The sequence below is a fragment of the Serratia sp. 2880STDY5682894 genome (genome assembly GCF_001537385.1).
Classification (GTDB): domain Bacteria; phylum Pseudomonadota; class Gammaproteobacteria; order Enterobacterales; family Enterobacteriaceae; genus Serratia; species Serratia nevei.
On record NZ_FCJA01000001.1, the window covers coordinates 339619 to 355972 of the forward strand.

Annotated in this window: 18 protein-coding genes; 7 read left to right on the forward strand and 11 right to left on the reverse strand. The window is 59.0% G+C overall.

Annotated elements, in window-relative coordinates; genetic code table 11:
- Positions 1 to 112: 112 nt before the first annotated feature.
- The gene (locus tag AWX27_RS01460) at positions 113 to 1000 is read left to right on the forward strand and encodes a LysR family transcriptional regulator (protein ID WP_060418989.1); all 888 of its coding nucleotides are present in this window, start codon (positions 113 to 115) and stop codon (positions 998 to 1000) included.
- 83 nt (positions 1001 to 1083) lie between these two features.
- Here the strand turns inward: AWX27_RS01460 and AWX27_RS24265 are convergent, their stop codons facing one another.
- The 3 genes from AWX27_RS24265 to AWX27_RS01470 all read right to left on the reverse strand — a co-directional run bounded on the left by AWX27_RS24265 (position 1084) and on the right by AWX27_RS01470 (position 2409).
- Complete coding sequence (locus tag AWX27_RS24265) at positions 1084 to 1218, reverse strand: AcrZ family multidrug efflux pump-associated protein (RefSeq protein ID WP_033643027.1); 135 nt, start codon at positions 1216 to 1218, stop codon at positions 1084 to 1086.
- Positions 1219 to 1411: 193 nt separating this feature from the next.
- Positions 1412 to 1882, reverse strand: a complete 471-nt coding sequence (locus tag AWX27_RS01465; RefSeq protein ID WP_038872961.1) for an Rrf2 family transcriptional regulator — start codon at positions 1880 to 1882, stop codon at positions 1412 to 1414.
- Positions 1883 to 2013: 131 nt separating this feature from the next.
- The gene (locus AWX27_RS01470) at positions 2014 to 2409 is read right to left on the reverse strand and encodes a DUF427 domain-containing protein (RefSeq protein ID WP_060418991.1); all 396 of its coding nucleotides are present in this window, start codon (positions 2407 to 2409) and stop codon (positions 2014 to 2016) included.
- Positions 2410 to 2640: 231 nt separating this feature from the next.
- Between AWX27_RS01470 and osmB the strand changes: the two genes are divergently transcribed.
- Positions 2641 to 2853, forward strand: a complete 213-nt coding sequence (osmB, locus tag AWX27_RS01475) for an osmotically-inducible lipoprotein OsmB (RefSeq protein WP_004940700.1) — start codon at positions 2641 to 2643, stop codon at positions 2851 to 2853.
- A 155-nt stretch (positions 2854 to 3008) separates the two neighbouring features.
- On the opposite strand, the gene AWX27_RS01480 is transcribed toward osmB, so the two are convergent.
- Positions 3009 to 4553, reverse strand: coding sequence for a methyl-accepting chemotaxis protein (locus AWX27_RS01480; protein ID WP_172906254.1), 1545 nt, complete (start codon positions 4551 to 4553; stop codon positions 3009 to 3011).
- A 414-nt stretch (positions 4554 to 4967) separates the two neighbouring features.
- Here AWX27_RS01480 and AWX27_RS01485 point away from each other — a divergent pair, with 414 nt between their 5' ends.
- The 3 genes from AWX27_RS01485 (at position 4968) to AWX27_RS24270 (ending at position 7081) form a co-directional block, all read left to right on the forward strand.
- Complete coding sequence (locus AWX27_RS01485; RefSeq protein WP_080432927.1) at positions 4968 to 6206, forward strand: hypothetical protein; 1239 nt, start codon at positions 4968 to 4970, stop codon at positions 6204 to 6206.
- Between the two features lie 49 nt (positions 6207 to 6255).
- Entirely contained in the window at positions 6256 to 6651 is a 396-nt protein-coding gene (locus tag AWX27_RS01490; RefSeq protein ID WP_060418995.1) for an SRPBCC family protein, read from the forward strand.
- A gap of 226 nt (positions 6652 to 6877) precedes the next feature.
- Positions 6878 to 7081, forward strand: coding sequence for a hypothetical protein (locus AWX27_RS24270; RefSeq protein ID WP_223294866.1), 204 nt, complete (start codon positions 6878 to 6880; stop codon positions 7079 to 7081).
- A 72-nt stretch (positions 7082 to 7153) separates the two neighbouring features.
- Here AWX27_RS24270 and AWX27_RS01495 read toward each other — a convergent pair whose 3' ends face one another.
- Positions 7154 to 8872 (reverse strand): penicillin-binding transpeptidase domain-containing protein, encoded by a 1719-nt coding sequence (locus AWX27_RS01495; RefSeq protein ID WP_038875183.1) that lies wholly within the window; start codon positions 8870 to 8872, stop codon positions 7154 to 7156.
- A gap of 107 nt (positions 8873 to 8979) precedes the next feature.
- Positions 8980 to 10905: a penicillin-binding protein 2 gene (mrdA, locus tag AWX27_RS01500; RefSeq protein ID WP_060418998.1), complete on the reverse strand. Its 1926-nt coding sequence runs from the start codon at positions 10903 to 10905 to the stop codon at positions 8980 to 8982.
- Between the two features lie 294 nt (positions 10906 to 11199).
- Here mrdA and AWX27_RS01505 point away from each other — a divergent pair, with 294 nt between their 5' ends.
- Positions 11200 to 11481, forward strand: a complete 282-nt coding sequence (locus AWX27_RS01505) for a YjcB family protein (RefSeq protein WP_033634498.1) — start codon at positions 11200 to 11202, stop codon at positions 11479 to 11481.
- 37 nt (positions 11482 to 11518) lie between these two features.
- On the opposite strand, the gene AWX27_RS01510 is transcribed toward AWX27_RS01505, so the two are convergent.
- The gene (locus tag AWX27_RS01510; protein WP_038875187.1) at positions 11519 to 11968 is read right to left on the reverse strand and encodes a MarR family winged helix-turn-helix transcriptional regulator; all 450 of its coding nucleotides are present in this window, start codon (positions 11966 to 11968) and stop codon (positions 11519 to 11521) included.
- Between the two features lie 251 nt (positions 11969 to 12219).
- On the opposite strand from AWX27_RS01510, the gene AWX27_RS01515 reads away from it, so the two are divergent.
- Positions 12220 to 13419 carry a multidrug efflux MFS transporter gene (locus AWX27_RS01515; protein WP_060419000.1) on the forward strand — a complete coding sequence of 400 codons (1200 nt, stop codon included), beginning with the start codon at positions 12220 to 12222 and terminating at the stop codon, positions 13417 to 13419.
- A gap of 171 nt (positions 13420 to 13590) precedes the next feature.
- On the opposite strand, the gene AWX27_RS01520 is transcribed toward AWX27_RS01515, so the two are convergent.
- The 4 genes from AWX27_RS01520 to AWX27_RS01535 all read right to left on the reverse strand — a co-directional run bounded on the left by AWX27_RS01520 (position 13591) and on the right by AWX27_RS01535 (position 16176).
- Complete coding sequence (locus AWX27_RS01520) at positions 13591 to 14082, reverse strand: nuclear transport factor 2 family protein (protein ID WP_060419002.1); 492 nt, start codon at positions 14080 to 14082, stop codon at positions 13591 to 13593.
- Positions 14083 to 14091: 9 nt separating this feature from the next.
- Positions 14092 to 14544, reverse strand: a complete 453-nt coding sequence (locus AWX27_RS01525; RefSeq protein ID WP_230200965.1) for a MoaF-related domain-containing protein — start codon at positions 14542 to 14544, stop codon at positions 14092 to 14094.
- A 310-nt stretch (positions 14545 to 14854) separates the two neighbouring features.
- Entirely contained in the window at positions 14855 to 15289 is a 435-nt protein-coding gene (locus tag AWX27_RS01530; RefSeq protein WP_038875193.1) for a VOC family protein, read from the reverse strand.
- A 17-nt stretch (positions 15290 to 15306) separates the two neighbouring features.
- Positions 15307 to 16176 carry a helix-turn-helix domain-containing protein gene (locus AWX27_RS01535; RefSeq protein WP_049199491.1) on the reverse strand — a complete coding sequence of 290 codons (870 nt, stop codon included), beginning with the start codon at positions 16174 to 16176 and terminating at the stop codon, positions 15307 to 15309.
- Positions 16177 to 16354: the final 178 nt, after the last annotated feature.

The following is a 16354-nucleotide window of genomic DNA, read 5'->3' on the forward strand; positions in this document are numbered from 1 at the left end:
TCCAGGTAGTCAGCCCATGCTGTCGCCACCGAGCATAGAGCGTGGCGATTAACGGAAAAACAGGCTAGATTTCCTTTCATAGCGGACAATTTCGTCCGCAATGAGGAAAGCAATGGATAATCTGTCTGGGGTGAGCGTCTTTGTGCAGGCCGCGGAGACGCTGAGTTTCGTTGAGGCCGGCCGCGTGCTCGGCATTTCTGCCTCCGCGGTGGGGAAAAGCATCGCCCGCCTGGAAAATCGGCTGGGTGCACGCCTGTTCCACCGCAGCACGCGCAGCATGACGTTGACCGCCGAAGGCCGGCTGTTTCTGCTCCGCTGCCAGCGTATTCTCGGGGAATTAGCGGCGGCGGAACGGGAAATCAGCGATACGCACAGCGCGCCGCGCGGCAAGCTGCGCGTCAGTTTGCCGTTAGTGGGCGGCCTGTTGAATCCGGTGCTGGCGGAGTTCGTCCGGCGTTACCCGGAGATTGAGTTGGAAACCGATTTTTCCGACCGCCGGGTCGATGTCATCGAAGAAGGCTTTGATGCCGTAGTTCGCGTCGGCGAGACCGAGGACTCACGGCTGATGAGCCGCCAGCTGGGCACGTTTCAACTGCAGCTGGTGGCCTCGCCGGATTATTTGCGCCAGATGGGGATCCCGCATCAACCGGCGGAACTGCAAGGCCATGCCTGCCTGCTGTACAAATTTCCCTCGACCGGCAAAGTGGAACCCTGGCCGATCGCCGGATGGGAAAAGCTGCTCGCCGAGGGGATCAACACCCGGCTGGTCTGCAACACCGTCGATACCCTGATTTACCTGGCGGAAAGCGGCCAGGGCATCGCCTGTTTGCCGGATTTTGCCGTGAAGCGCGCACGGGAACAGGGGCGATTACAACAGATATTGCGCGAGCATAGTCACCACAGCGGCAGCTTTAAAGTCCTGTGGCCTTCCAGCAAGCACCTGACGCCGAAACTCAGGGTGTTCATCAATACGCTGAGCGCCCGACTTTTTCTGGAGTAGAGGGGTATTTACGCTATGACGCAAGAAGGGTGCAGGATAATTCGGGGGGAGCCGGAGGACGAGAACCGCCCCCTGGCGTGCCATCAGCCGTTTTTGCGGCCGATAGCGGAAAAGACGTTGAACACTTCACCCAGGCCGTAAATCGCGCCGAGCAAGACGGCCACCATTACCGGCACCAGGACCACCACGGTGGCCAAGCTTTCAATCATTTCTAACATCGTTCTCTCCTGGTTTATAAGCACAGCGAATCTGCGCCGGAAGAAAAGGTTTCCGGCCAATCGGTTGAGTATCGTGGGGAGGCAGTCTAAAACGTGAGCTACATCACACTTGATGCGAGCTAATGTAACTTACACAATTACATTAAAGCAATGCAAAAAATGCTCTGCGCGTAGCGGGAATTGGCGTGGGTTTTTATTGCGTATCCGCTTGATATTGCGGTGAACAAGGGATAAAAGGATAGCCTGCGCGCCGCTCGACCTGCCCGGCCATTTCGGCGATGCTGGTTTGCGCCAGGCTGGCTTCCAGCGCATGACCGACGCGCGCGAACTCTTGCTCCAGCACCGGGGTAATCGCGTGGCCGATATAGCACGCATCGTTAGGCCGGGTACGGTGCAGCATGAAATACGGTTGATCCTCTACCGCGCGATACACGTCCAGCAGCGAGATCGCTTCCGCCGGCCGCGCCAGCAGCGCCCCGCCGCCTTGCCCCATCTGTGAATAGGTCAGCCCGGCCTCCGCCAGCGCGCCGAGGATGCGCCGCACCACCGTCGGGTTGGTGTTGACGCTGCGCGCGATATCTTCGGAACGCACCGTCTGGCCGCGACACAGCGTGATATTGGTCAGAATATGGATGGCAACGGCAAATCGCGTAGAGGTAGACACCTTGGCACCTGCTCAGAGTTTCGTTTATGTCGGATTAAAACATAAGGAAAGCGTATCAATTTCCGGTAATACACATAATGAGTAGGGACAATGAGAATGTCAACCTGCCCCCGCCCGATGGCGGCGGCGGCTCATGCTTCGGTGCGGATCTCCGTCACTTTATCGGGATAAAATGCCAGATGATCCTTGATTGCCACCACGGCGTTGTAGGGCATTTCATAACTCCAGGCCACATTGGCCTCCTGCTCGCCGTTAAGCACAAGGGAGAAATAACTGCAGTCGCCCTTATAAGGGCAGTAGCTGACGTGCTCGTTTTTCTGCAACAGCGCCCGATTCACATCCTCACGCGGAAAGTAAAACACCGGCGGATAGGTGGCTTCCTGCAGGATGAGCACGTTGCGGCTGTCGGCCAGGGTCTGACCGGCTGCACGCACGACAACCCGCGCCGGATGGTGGGTCAAGGTGATTGGGTGGGCCGGGCCGGGGATTTTCACCGGTTTGCCGGATGCGGAAACGAGATCGGACATGGCGGCCTCCAGAGTGTGCGCCCCGCACCCCGCGAGGCGTCTTTCCAGTATAGACCCACGATTTTACCGGCGGCCGCACATTCGGCGAGCAATCGCTTTTCACCGCTGCAAAATTAAGAATTTTTACCTGTTCGATTTTCTTACGGAGGAATACATTCATCCCAACTTCTACCGGCAGGTTAATCGGATTATTTTTAATCCATTAATCAGTCAATTTACCAGGAACTCATTATGAATATTAAACGTGCCGCAGGTGTGTTGGTGGTGGTGATGGCAACGCTTTCCGTTACCGCATGTGGGCATATGTCCAATCGCGATCGCAACACGGCGATCGGCGCGGGCGTGGGCGCCGTCGGCGGCGCGGTACTGACCGACGGCAGCACGCTGGGCACCCTTGGCGGCGCAGCGCTTGGCGGCATTATCGGCCACCAGACCAGCCGTTAATCATCCCGTCAAAAATAATCTCTGCAGGCCGATGTTTTTTTAATCCATAAGCGTCGGCCTGCGCTTTTATTTAACCGCTGAACTTTCTCAGGGCACGAAAATAATAAATAACGTTAAGCGCAGCTTTATTATTCATTAACCTGCATCGGAAGTATTTATTGCGCCGGCAGCCTGAAACGCGCCATCGCTTTTTCCAACCGTTCCGACTCGCCCTGCAACAGCTGCGAGGCCTCGGTCACCGCGTTCACCACCGTGCCGGTTTGGCGCGCCACCTGATTCAGCGCCGAGATGCGCGCCGTCACGTCCTGAATGCTCTCCCCCTGATTGAGCGACGCCAGGGAAATGTCCCCCATCAGCGCACTGCATTTGTTCACCAGATCGATAATCTGGCGCAGGTTGCCCGTCAGCAGATCCACCGCCTGCGAACCTTGATCGATTTGCTGCAGCGAACGGTTGATCAACTGCTGAATATCGCGCGTCGAATGGCTGCTCTTTTGCGCCAGCAGCCCCACCTCTTTGGCCACGATGGCAAAGCCGCGGCCATGAACGCCGGCGTGCGCCGCCTCGATTGCCGCATTCAGCGCCAGAATATTGGTCTGGAACGCCACGCTGTCGATCAGCGCGACGATGCCGCGCATTTCGGCCGATTGGTTGACGATCCCTTGCATCGAAACATTGACGGTTTCCATCATCTGCTCACCGGCGCCGGCGCACTGCCGGGCCTGTTCGGTTCGTTGGCTGGCCTGCTGCGCGTATTGACCGTTCTCTTCCACCCGCGCCGCCAGCTGCTGCACGTGCTCGGTCGCCAACTGCAATTCACCGTTCTGCTTCGCCGACTGCGCCGTCAACTGTCGATTGCCGTCCGCCAGCCGCCCGACGCCGTTCAGGATCCCGCTCGCCGCATCGCGCACCTCGCTGACCAGGCGCTGCAGGCCGCCCTGCATGTGGCCAATGCTGGTCTGCAGCTGGTGCATCTCGCGGTTGAATGCCCGCTCAGGCGGCAGCGGCCGCGAAAGATCGCCGGCGGCCAGCACGTTGAGGTGCGCGATTGCCCGCCGCAGCGGTGCGATCACCCAGCGAGAGACGCCGACCCACACCCCCACGGCGATCAGCGCCAGCGCGGCCAGCGCGCCGAGCGCAAAGGTCCTGGCTTGCTCCAGCGCCGCCAATTGCCGCACGTTGACATCATCGCCACGCCGTTCGTTCAGCGCCTGATAAGCGAGGTACTTCTCGTTGAAATCCGCCTGAAACGCCTGGATCGGCACGGCGAAAAACGCATCGATGCTGCTGCCCTGCAACCCTTGCGCCTGCTCTTTCAGGCCGTCATAGAACAGGCGGTAGCTGTCTTTCAGGGCGCCCGCCGCCTCGGGCGCCTCCGCGCTCAGGCGCTCGAACTGGGCGAAGGCCTGCTCTGAGGCCTGCAGCGCCGCCAACGACTCATCCAGCAGGCTGTGCCAACTGCCGTCGGAGCCGGTGGCTTTGTCCTGCAGGTAGTAAATGCCCGCACGGTTCAGACTGTCGCTGGCCGTCAGCAGCGACAGTCTGGCGCGATCCATCGTCGCCTGCTGGCGATGCAAGCCATCGCCCGCCACCAGGTTAGCCTTGGCGTCGCGCAGAATATTAGAAATAAATACGGTGGAAAACAGTTGCAGCAGAGAAAATAGCGCGATAACGCAAATTACGCCGCTTAATAAGCCCATGCTCTTGCCGAAGCCAAACGCGCGCGGCAGCGCCGCCGCAGATTTTACCCTGCGGCCCAGTGTCAGTTTTATGTTCATGATTTTTAGTCAGTAATACCAGGATGCCGCGAGTCTAACGGGCATTGATGACACTAATATTTCAGCCTGCTGTGTGCCGCCCCCGCCGACCAAGACAACCGAATAATCGGTATTGCCCGTCAACTCTCATTTTTATTTCTTGACTTGTTTAATACCGGATTTATAGTTTTCCCATTAAAAAAGAAACAAAGTTTCATATATTAACCGGCGCTAAATTTAATATATGAAACGCTCGATAAAATCGTCTCAAATATAAAACTGATGAGCGTAAGCACCCTGTCCACAGGTGAAACTCGCTCGCCTTAATAAACAGTCTACTTTCTTCAGGGGCCTGGCATGCGCAAGATTACGCTTTGTTTTTTCCTTGTTTCACCAGTGAGTTATGCAACCGTCGCCGCAATACCCAACGACGTTGCCGCCACCGCGGCACCGGTAAAAAAAAGCCGCCCGGCATTTCCGCATATTCATTGGCAAAGCGAGGATAATAAAAAAAATATTGATATCGGTGGCGCACTGCGCGCCAATTATCGCTATGAAGACTGGCACAGCAGCAATTATCGGAATCCTCCGCATTTACGCTTTGACGCCTTTCGCATCGATGCTGCCGGCCAGGTAAACGACGCGTTTTTCGATAGCGGATTCTGGTTTCAGGATCGGCGCAAATACGCCATCGACCGCGCCTATGTCGGCTACCACCTGTCTGAGCATTCCGCCGTGCAACTCGGCGCGCCGTTCAAACCGTTCGGCCTGATGCCCTACCCGCAGTTCGGCTGGTCGTACGGCATTCCGTTTTACCTCGGCTTTGGCGTCAACACCGGGCTGGGCGCCAAATACCAATACCAGCATGACGATTGGGCCTTCGACGCCGCCTACTACCCGCGCATGATGCCGACCGGCGTGCGTTACGCCCCCGACGTCGCCAGCTACGACGATTTGAAAAACACCAATTACGCGTCACAGCACCTGCAGCGCAACGAAAAACGCGATCAGGTAAACCTGCGGCTGACGCGCGCTTTCCATCAGGGCGGCTGGGACAATGAGCTCGGCGGTTCGCTGGCGGCCTCGCGGCTCTACAACCAGGCGACCGGCGATAACGGCAGCTTCTGGGCGGCAGGCTTACATACGCTGGTGAATTACGATCCCTGGCATCTGTCCGGCCAGGTGATCCGCTACGGTTACGACGCCAAAGGCCCGGCCGGGGCCAACAATTCGGTGATCCTGATGGGGGGCAACGGCCTGACGCCGGCCTATCTGATCCCGTCGCAGGCCACCACCGCCGCCATCAACCTGGCGCGCGACGTCGACGTGCCCTGGGGGCCGGTGAAAAAGCTGCGGTTCTACAACGATTACAGCGTGCTCTGGAAGGACAGGCACGGCGGCTCCGACTCTAAAATGAACACGCTGGGGGTACAAGTGTTCGCCATGCCGGTGATGCTGTGGGTGGATCTGACCTGGGCGCAGAACGCCAACCCGTGGGGCGGCGTAGAAAATGCCACCGGTTGGACCGGCACCCAGTCCCCCGGCAGCAATAAATGGTATTTTCGCACCAACGTGAACATCGGTTACTACTTCTAAGCGCGGCGGGATCTACACTGAAGTATCGCCGCCAACCGGAGAAACCACGATGCTGAGCGCACAAACGCTGCATGTTACCATCAACCGCCCTTGTGACGAGGTGTATGCCTTTCTCAGCCAGCCGGAAAACTTCCCCTTGTGGGCCAAAGGGTTAGCCAACAGCTTGCGGCGAGAAGATGAAGACTGGGTGGCGGACACCCCGCAGGGGCGGATCCACATTCGCTTCAGCGCGCCAAATGCCTTCGGCGTGCTGGATCATTGGGTGACGCTGCCGGACGGCGGCGTGGTCTACGTGCCGCTGCGCGCGCTCGCCAACCGGCGCGGCACCGAGGTGATCTTCACCCTGTTCCGCCAGCCGGACATGGACGATGCGCTGTTCGCCCGCGACGCCGGGCTGGTGAACGCCGATCTGCAGGCGCTGAAGCATTACCTTGAGTCCAGCTAACCGCTTGTTGGAACATTTATTTCAATGAAAGACAGCAATTGCGTTCGGGAAAATAAATGTTGTTTTTAGATGTTGACATAAATATTCAATATAAATATTAATCAATGAATCAGGGCACATCCATAATGAAATCTGCCGTAGACGTTATACCAACAAATTATTACTCTCATTAGCGCTCGTCGTGTAACGGCAAGCATGGGACTCTATTTTCATTAATTAAGGAAGAATGATGAAGTTATCAAATCTGATGCTGCTCACAGCGATTTTAGCCACCACCGTTAGCCTCCCTCTCACCGTTAATGCTACCGAACGCCCGGCAGGCTACTGCTCAAGAATCTACTCACCGGTACCTTATATCACCAAAGAAGGTAAAACTATTCAGGCACCCAATGCTTGCGTAGCGAAATGGTGGGCAACCCAAGGGAAATAACGCGTAAGTCAGACTCGTTGCATTAAATATTGGGTCAGAGATTCTCTGGCCCAATATTTCCCGCTTAAATCATTACCCCTTGACCGACGACACCACGTTAAGCGGCTGGGCATCCGGCAGAATATTCATGTGCTCCAGCACCTGGGCCATGATCTTGCCGAACACCGGCCCGGCCACCGAACCGCCGAAGTGCTTGCCGGCTTTCGGGTTGTTGACCATCACCACCAGCGCCACCTGCGGATCGCTGGCCGGCGCCACGCCGGCGGTGTAGTTGATGTAGCCGCCGTCGTATTTGCCGCTCGGGCCCATTTTCTCGGCGGTACCGGTTTTGATCGCCAGCCGGTAGCCCGGCACCGCGGCGCTCACCCCGCTGCCGCCCGGCAAGGCATCGCTCTCCATCATATGCACCACGGATCGTACCGTATCCGCCGGCAGAATACGCTGCCCCATCACCGGCGGCGTCACCTTGGTGATCGACAGCGGCCGATAAATGCCGAAGGAACCGATAGCGGCGTACTCGCGCGCCATCTGCAGCGGCGTCACGCGCAGCCCATAGCCGAAGGAGAAGGTAGCGCGTTCGATATCGGCCCAGCGTTCACGATGCTGCGGCAGATAGCCGCTGCTCTCGTTGCCGATGCCAAGCTCGGTCGGCCGCCCCAGGCCAAAGCTGCGATAGACCGCAGGCAGCACCGTGGCCGGCAGCGCCAGCGCAATGTGCGATACCGCGATGTCGCTCGATTTTTGCAGCACGCCGGTGATGGTCAACTTCGACCAGTGGCCGACGTCTTTGATCAGGTGACCGTTCACCCGATACGGCGTGGTGTCCAGCACCGTATCCGGCCGGATCAGCTTATGCTCCAGCCCCACCATCACCACCACCGGTTTCACCGTCGAGCCCGGTTCGAAGCTGTCGCTGCTGCACACGTTGCGAATGTCTTTCGCCGGGGTGCTGCCATAGTTGTTCGGGTTGAACGACGGGTAGCTGGCCATGCCGAGGATCTCGCCGGTGTCGATCTTGACCAGCACCGCACAGCCGGAGTCGGCCTGGTTGGCCACCACGCCGTCGCGGATCTGCGCATAGAGCACATACTGGATAAATTTGTCGATGCTGAGCGTCACGTTCGGCGGCGGCACCGGATCCACGCTTTTTAGCACGCCGATCACCGCGCCGCTGCCGTCCTTCTGATAGACCCGCAGGCCATTTTTGCCCTGCAACAACGGGTTGAAGCCCAGCTCGATGCCCTCCAGCCCCTGATTGTCCTGGCCGACGATGCCGATCAGCCCGGCGGCGTCCTGGCCCATCGGATAAAAGCGGCTGAAATCCTGCTCGGTGCTGACGCCGGTCAGGTGCAGTTTGCTGATGTAGGCGGCGTTGTCGTCCTCCACCTTGCGCGCCAGATAGACGAAACGCTTGTGCGCGTTGCTCTGGATCAGATGCTGCACGTCCGCCAGCGGGATCTTCAGCACGTTGGCCATGCTCTGCCAGCGCTCGTTGCCGGTGTCGGTCTGGGTATCGAGAATGTGTTTCGGATCCAGCACGATGTCTTTGGACGATACGCTGACCGCCAGCGCCTCATCGTTGCGATCGGTGATCATGGCGCGGTTGGTCGGCACCACCTGGGTGCGGATAGAGCGCTGGTCAGCTTGATCCGCCAGCTGCTGGTGCTCCAGCAGCTGCAGATAGCCGACCCTGAACGCCAACAGAAAAAAACAGACCAGCATGCCGGCGCAAATCCAGCCGAAACGAACTGTGGAATAGGTTTTACCGCTTTTTTTGGTCGATGGCGCCACTGTTGTGTTAACCCTGCGTTTTTATTCGGTTTATGGTGTTATTTCAGTCTACCTTGCCGGAAATGGTCAGGAGATTGCAGTTTGTAAGAAAGTAAAAACAAACCGCATCACCGTTGCACATCCGCACTGTCGTTTAACTGCGGTTTACTTTGCGCCGGATCGCCGGGCTGCGGCGCGTTGACCGGGTCAAAAATGTGGTCGAGGATCGCGCGGGCGGTCGGCCCCGCCACCACGCCGTCGCCGCCGCCGTTTTCCAGGATCAGCGCCATCGCCACCCGGGGGGTTTTGTAAGGCGCGAACAGCGTATAGAAGATGTGATCGCGCAGCCGCACCGGGATCATTTTGGCGTTGTAAGTCTGGTTTTGCTTCAGGCTGAACACCTGCGAGGTGCCGGATTTGGCGGCGATCTGGTATGGCGCGGTGTGGAACAGCTTGTAACCGGTGCCGTTCGGCAAGTTGGCCATGCCGTACATGCCGTTACGCACGATGCCCCAGTAAGGCGAGTGGGGATCGCCGATCTGCGCCGCTTGCGCCGGCGGCTGGTAGCGCGTCACCCGGTTGCCCTGCTGCAACGAATACAGCAGGTGCGGCGTTTTCACCTGGCCGTTGTTGATCAGCGTGGTCAGCGCTTTTACCATCTGGATCGGCGTCGCCACCCAATACCCCTGGCCGATGCCCACCGAAACCGTATCCCCCTGATACCAGCCCTTTTTGTGCACCTTCAGCTTCCAGTCGCGGCTCGGCAGCACGCCGCGGTACTCTTCGTTCAGATCGATGCCGGTGGACTGGCCGTAGCCGAACTGGCTCAGCCAGTGGTGGATACGGTCGATACCCATCTCATACGCCACCTGATAAAAGAAGGTGTCGGCGGATTCCTCGATCGCTTTGGTGACGTTGAGCATGCCGTGGCCGGTTTTCAGCCAGTCGCGGTAGCGGCGTTCGGTGCCGGGCAGCGTCCAGGTCGGCGCGCCGAAAAAGGTGGTGGTGGGTGTGATCACCCCGGCGAACAGCGCCGAAACGGCCATGTAGGGCTTCACCGTCGACGCTGGCGGGTACAAGCCCTGAGTGACGCGATTGATCAGCGGCAAATCCGGGTTGGTCAGCAAGGTCTTATAGGCCTGATAGCCGATGCCTTTGACGAAAGGATTGGGATCGTAGCTGGGGCTGGAGACCATCGCCAAGATGCCGCCGTCCCGTGGATCTTCCACCACCACCGCGGCGCGCTGCCCCTTCAGCACCGATTCGATGTACTGCTGCAGCGGTAAATCCAGCGTCAGGTAGATGTTCTTGCCGGCCTTCGGCGGCTGCTCCTTCAGCAGGCGGATCACCCGCCCGTGGTTATCCACCTCCACCTCCTGATAGCCGGTGGTGCCGTGCAGTTCGGACTCGTAATAGGCCTCGATGCCCTGTTTGCCAATGTTGCGGTCGGCGGCATAGTTCTCGCTCAGCCCGGCCTTGTCCAGGCGTTTGAGATCGTTGTCGTTGATCTTCGACACATAGCCCAGCACGTGCGCCAGCTGGGCGCCGTAAGGATATTCACGCTGTTGATAGGTATCGATCGTCACCCCGTCGAAACGGTATTGATTGACGGCAAAGCGCGCCACCTCGGTGTCGCTCAGCCCGGCTTTGAGCGTCACCGGTTTGTAGCGGCTGTTGTGGTGCATGTCGTCGCGAAACGCGCTGATGTCCTCCGGCGTCAGGTCGACGATCGGCGTCAGCGCCTGCAGCAGCGCCGCCATGTTGCTGATTTTGCTGGGCGTGATCTCGATACGATACAGTGTCACGTTTCGCACCAGCGGAATGCCGTTGCGATCGAAGATCAGCCCGCGGCTGGGGGCGATCGGCAGCATCTTGATGTCGTTCTGGTTGGAACGCGTCTGGTAAAAGCCGTGCTGGCGGATTTGCAGCCGGTAGAGATTGACGATCAGCACGCCGAAACAGACCACCACCAGTGCCAGCGCTACGCCGGCCCGGCGGATAAACAGCCTCTCTTCCGCAGAGTGGTCGCGAATTTTTTCTTTTAACAGGGCCATGCGGTGCCGATACCTTTTGCGTCACATTTCCCCGCAAAATCAGGGAACTGAAAAGCCGGCAAGCATAGCGTTATCGGGCGCACCGCCCCATGAAAAGGTTGCTAATGAAATGGCATAACTGTTTCAGCATATTGGAATGTTACCGTCGGCGTTTTTTTCACCGCGCTTCCCATTGAGCCGCCGTTCGCCCCAATGCTACAATGTGATCTTAATCACACTATTCCCGATATTCCCCCGCATTTCCCTGTCGGCGCCCTGCCGGATGCGGCTTTTTGTTACATAGGATCGAGTTCGATGAGTACCATTGCCACCGGTTTAGTCATGATGCGCTGGGAGTTGCTGAGCGCCGTGATGATGTTCTTCGCCAGCCAGTTAAACGTCGTTTGCCGTAAGACCAGCCGTAACGGCATGGCGTTCATGTTCAGCAGCCTGGGCCTGTTTACCGCCTGCTGGTTCGTGATGGGCCTGATGGGCATCCACCTTACCCTGGAAGCCTTCACCCAATTCTGGTCTTCGGCCTGGGATCGCTACGTGGACGTGGTCAGCACCATGCCGGTCGATTGGCCGATGCCGTAATCTCGCCGCAGGGGCGGCGCACCGGCCGCCCCGCCGATTATTCCGTTTCCGTTGACGGCGCCGCCGCCAGCCGCGCCATCAAGGCCCCCGCCTCAATCAACAGCGCCTGCTCCCGCTCCGTTAAACAGCTTTCCATCGCCGCCAGCAGCCACGCCTCGCGCCGGCTGCGGCTTTGCTGCAGCAGGCCCAGCCCGGCGGGCGTCAGGCGCACCCGCACCCGGCGTTTGTCTTCGGCGTCCGGCGTGCGCACCAGCAAGCCATCGGCCTCCAGCTCACGCAAGGCGGCCGCCAGGTTAGAGGAACGCATGCGCTCCGATTCCGCCAGCAGCGACGGCGTCGCCTCGCCGCCGTGGCGATCGATAGCCCCCAACAGCATCAGTTGGGCCCAGGATTTTTCGTCGCTGCGCGATTCGCGCCGTAAACGGCGCACCAGCGACATTAACTGCGTGCGCAGCAGCGTCACGTCTTCAGGATGATCTTTCTTCATTGGCATCAATCTAGCGTTCAGTTTATCCCTGCTTTCACACCGCCGGATCGCGCGGTGCCCTTCCTGGCTACCGCGCCGCTCTGGCTTAACCCAGTTACCTATGATAATATAGCTATTAATATATAGCAAAAAAGACACTGCATCGGCAGGGTTACGTTTGCTCACGCATTTGCCCCTCGCCGATTAGTTTGCAGTGTTATTATTATTTTGCTTAATAAATCCCTCCTTATTCAACGTGGTACGGTAAGCCGATGGAAGCGTGGAAAGTCAATCTGATCTCGGTCTGGCTCGGGTGTTTCTTCACCGGGCTGGCGATGAGCCAAATCCTCCCTTTTCTGCCGCTGTACGTCGAACAGCTCGGCGTCAGCGATCACCAATCCCTCAGCCTGTGGTCCGGGCTGGTGTTCAGCGGCACCTTTTTGGTCTCGGCGGTAGTCTCACCGCTGTGGGGCAGCCTGGCCGACCGCAAAGGCCGCAAGCTTATGCTGCTGCGCGCCTCGCTGGGCATGGCGATCGTCATCGCGCTGCAGGGGCTGGCCACCAACGTCTGGCAGCTGTTCGCGCTGCGCGCCCTGATGGGGCTGACGTCCGGCTATATTCCCAACGCCATGGCGCTGGTCGCCTCGCAGGCGCCGCGCGATAAAAGCGGCTGGGCGCTGGGCACGCTCTCTACCGGGCAGATCTCCGGCGTGATCGCCGGGCCGCTCTTGGGCGGGCTGATGGCCGATCATCTGGGGCTGCGGGTGGTGTTTTTCGTCACCGCCGGGCTGATGTTCGTCAGCTTCCTGGTGACGCTGTTCCTGATTAAAGAGCGGCGCATCACGGTGAAAAAAGCGGATCAGCTGAGCGGCAAGGCGGTATTCCGTTCGCTGCCCTATCCGACGCTGATCGTCACCCTGTTCATTTGTACCCTGATGATCCAGCTGGCCAACTCGTCCATCAGCCCGATCCTGACGCTGTTCATCCGCGAGCTGTCCGGCGACGTCAGCAATATTGCCTTTGTCAGCGGCATGATCGCCGCCGTGCCCGGCATTGCGGCGCTGATCTCGGCGCCGCGCCTCGGGCGCCTCGGCGATCGCATCGGCACCGCGCGCATCCTGATCGCCGCGCTGCTGTTCACCACCGGGCTGTTCGCCGTGATGGCCTGGGTCAATACGCCGCTGCAGCTGGGCATTCTGCGCTTCCTGCTCGGCTTCGCCGACGGCGCGCTGATGCCGGCAGTGCAGGCGCTGCTGCTGAGGTATTCCTCCGATCAGGTGACCGGGCGCATCTTCGGCTATAACCAATCCTTTATGTACCTGGGCAACGTGGTTGGCCCGCTGCTGGGTTCGGGCATTTCGGCGATGATGGGGTTCCGCTGGGTGTTCGCGGTGACGGCGGTGTTGGTGCTTTGCAATGCGCTGCAGCTGCGCCATCAGTTCAAAAAAGTGGAGAGTCAACGCGCGGGATAACGGGAAATGCGGGGAAACGCCTCAAGCAGTGGCGGGACAATGACGCCCATCAACCGTGCCACCACTGCCAAAGGCGGCCGTAGCCTACTCGACGCGGCGGTCATTTAATATTTATGTAAGTAAATAAAGTGTTGCGGGCGTGTTGAGGGCCGCCGCAGCGGCCCTTGCGGATCAGAACATGGTATTGTCGTTAGCCGATTTTTCCGGCACATCCTGATTGACGTCCCAATGCTCGGTGATTTTCCCCTGATCGTTCACCCGATAAATATCCACGCTGGCGGTGCCGCGATCCTGCGGGTTATTTTGGTATTTGACGTGAACATAGACCAGATCGCCGTTGACCGCGCTGCGGTATATTTTGGCGCTGTACTGCGGATTGTCCTTAAAGGTCTGGCTGAAGAAATCCAGGAACGGCTTGATGCCGTCGCCGACGAACGGGTTATGCTGCTTGTAGTTTTCCACAATCAGCCTCTGCGCCACGCCGATGTCGTGGCGGTTGAAGAAGCCCGCGTACAGATCTTCCACCACCTTCAGCTTCTGCTGGGCATGATGATAACCGCCTTTGCCGGTCGATTTGTAAGACGCCGCCTGATCCGTTGACAGCGCCGGGTAACTCGCCAGCAAGCCGCCGACGATCGCACAGGTGATCAATGCCTTTTTCATAACTGCTCCTTATTTTCCTGAGTGACCTACGATTTTCAGCTGCCCTTTCAGATGGGTGAAGCTGCCGTCCTTGGCGGCGATGTTGGTGTACACCTCGCCGCGCTCAAAGTCCTCGATATGCGTCACGTTGTCGCCGGACTGAGGTTCGTGCCAATAGACCATATAGACCTTCGGCCGAATCTCCACCGCAGTGTATTGCACGGTATCGGTGATGCCCTGCGACGCCTCGCCGATGCCGGTGAAGGTCATGGTCTTGTCATCGGTAAAATCCAGCTTGAAGGCGAAATCGCCGAAGGTCACCTGCACCACTTTACCGACCGCAATGAACTGCCCGTGTTTTTCCGTCATCGTTGCCGCCTTACTGTTAGTCAGGGAGGATTGCGCCGCCGTAGCGGCGGGCAATGCCAGGGGGAAAGTCAGGGCTATCGCCAGCGCGATGCCCGTTCGCTTCACTGTTTTCATCGTTCCTTCTCCTTTCCGTGGTTGAAAACGAGAATCATTATTATTTCTTAAGGGTTGGCGGAAATATAAGAATAATCTCTATTCCCATCAGGCACCTGGCGGCAAAAAAAGACGGGGGAAAATCGCCGTAAAATGGCATGGCAATAGCGCGTTCTGGCCATTGGTTTTTACGCAATGAACGGAATTTCTGCTTACAGGAAGGGAAACCACTCGGGGATTTGATGGGTCTATAGCGCAGACCGCTTTAAGCTAATGCGTATTTGTTCTTAAGCCGCTCACCGCCGGCAGGCGGCGGCGAACGGCGTGGCGTTTACCGCAGCCAGGGCGTATAGGTGACACCGACCAGCAACCCTTCCGGGCTGAGCAAACGGGTAACGCTCTGCCCCCACGGCTCTTCGCGGTTGGCGACCAACAGCCGATAACCGCGATCGACCAGCCCCTGGGTGGCGGCCGCCATGTCGGCCACGTCGAACTCGATCCACGCCTGCGGCACCGCGAGATCCGCCGGCCAGCGATCGTCGCCAAAGCAGGACTGCGCCGCCTGCGCCAGCGGCCACAGGGCGAAATGCTTCACGCCATCCAGCGCGCCCTGCTCCGACAGCAGATAGGTTTCGTTGCCCGGCATCGGCTTTAGCGGCAACCCCAGTGCCTCGACATAAAACGCCTTGCTCTCGTCGCTCTCACGCGTGATGGGCCCGAATCCGGCGACAAACAACACGCCCAGCCCGGCAAATGGTTGATCCATGCTGCTCTCCCTTCCGGTTAACGCCCCTGCCGCACCTGCAGCGGAGCAAATCCATAGGCCGCTTTGAAGCGGTTGCTGAAGTGGCTGGCGGAGCTGAAGCCGCACGCCAGCGCGATCTCGGTGATCGGCTGTTGGCTGTGCCGCAGCAGCCGTTCCGCCCGCTGCAGCCGGGCGCGCATCACAAACTGGTGCGGCGCCAACCCGGTGGCGTGCTTGAACATGCGAGCGAAATGGTATTCGCTCAGCCCGGCCTGCGCCGCCAGATCCGCCAACAGCAAAGGCCGATCGAGGTGGTTTTCGATATAGTCCCGCACCCGCCTGGCCACCGAGGGCGCCAGGCCGCCGCGCGCCTGCGGCAGCTTCCACTGCAGCTGGCTGTAACGCTGGATCAGATGTGACATCAGCAGGTTAGACGCGCTGCTGAGCGCCAGCAGGTTGGCGCTGTCCCGCCAGTCGCAGTTGAGCAAAAACTGGCGATACAGCAGCGTGATCTGCGGATCTTCGCCGAAGCTGCGCGGCTCTACGTTGATCGCCGCCGGGCTGCGATCCCAGGTCTGCTCCGCCAGCTGCCGCAAATGCCCGTCGGTGCAATACAGGTGCACGAACGACAGATCGCTGCGCACGTCCCAGGTGGAGGCGTATTGGCGCGGCATGATGCAGAACCGATCCGGCCCGCCGCCGTTGCGCCAGCCGCCCGGCACCTGCTGATAGCACTCATAGCCGTCGGCGACGTACAGGCTTAGGGTATGGTGGTCGGCGCTTTCCTGCGTGACGCGATCGTTGCAGTTGGACCAGGCGGCCAGCTCCACGCCGGTGCCCAGCAGCACGCTGCCGTGCAGCCGCGCCTTGTGCTCACGCAGTGTTTCAAACGCCTGATAGTTGGACATCGCCGGCCCCGTTGTTCGACATGCCGACAGTGTAAAGAGTGGCGCCGCCGCATACCAGCCGCCGCCCCGCGCTTTTGGCAAAAAAAGCGCAAGAATATGCAACTGGCCGCAAAGCGCTGCAAGCGCCGCCGCGCGCCAAAACGGATACTGCGCCATCGGTTTTTTCGGAGTAACAAAT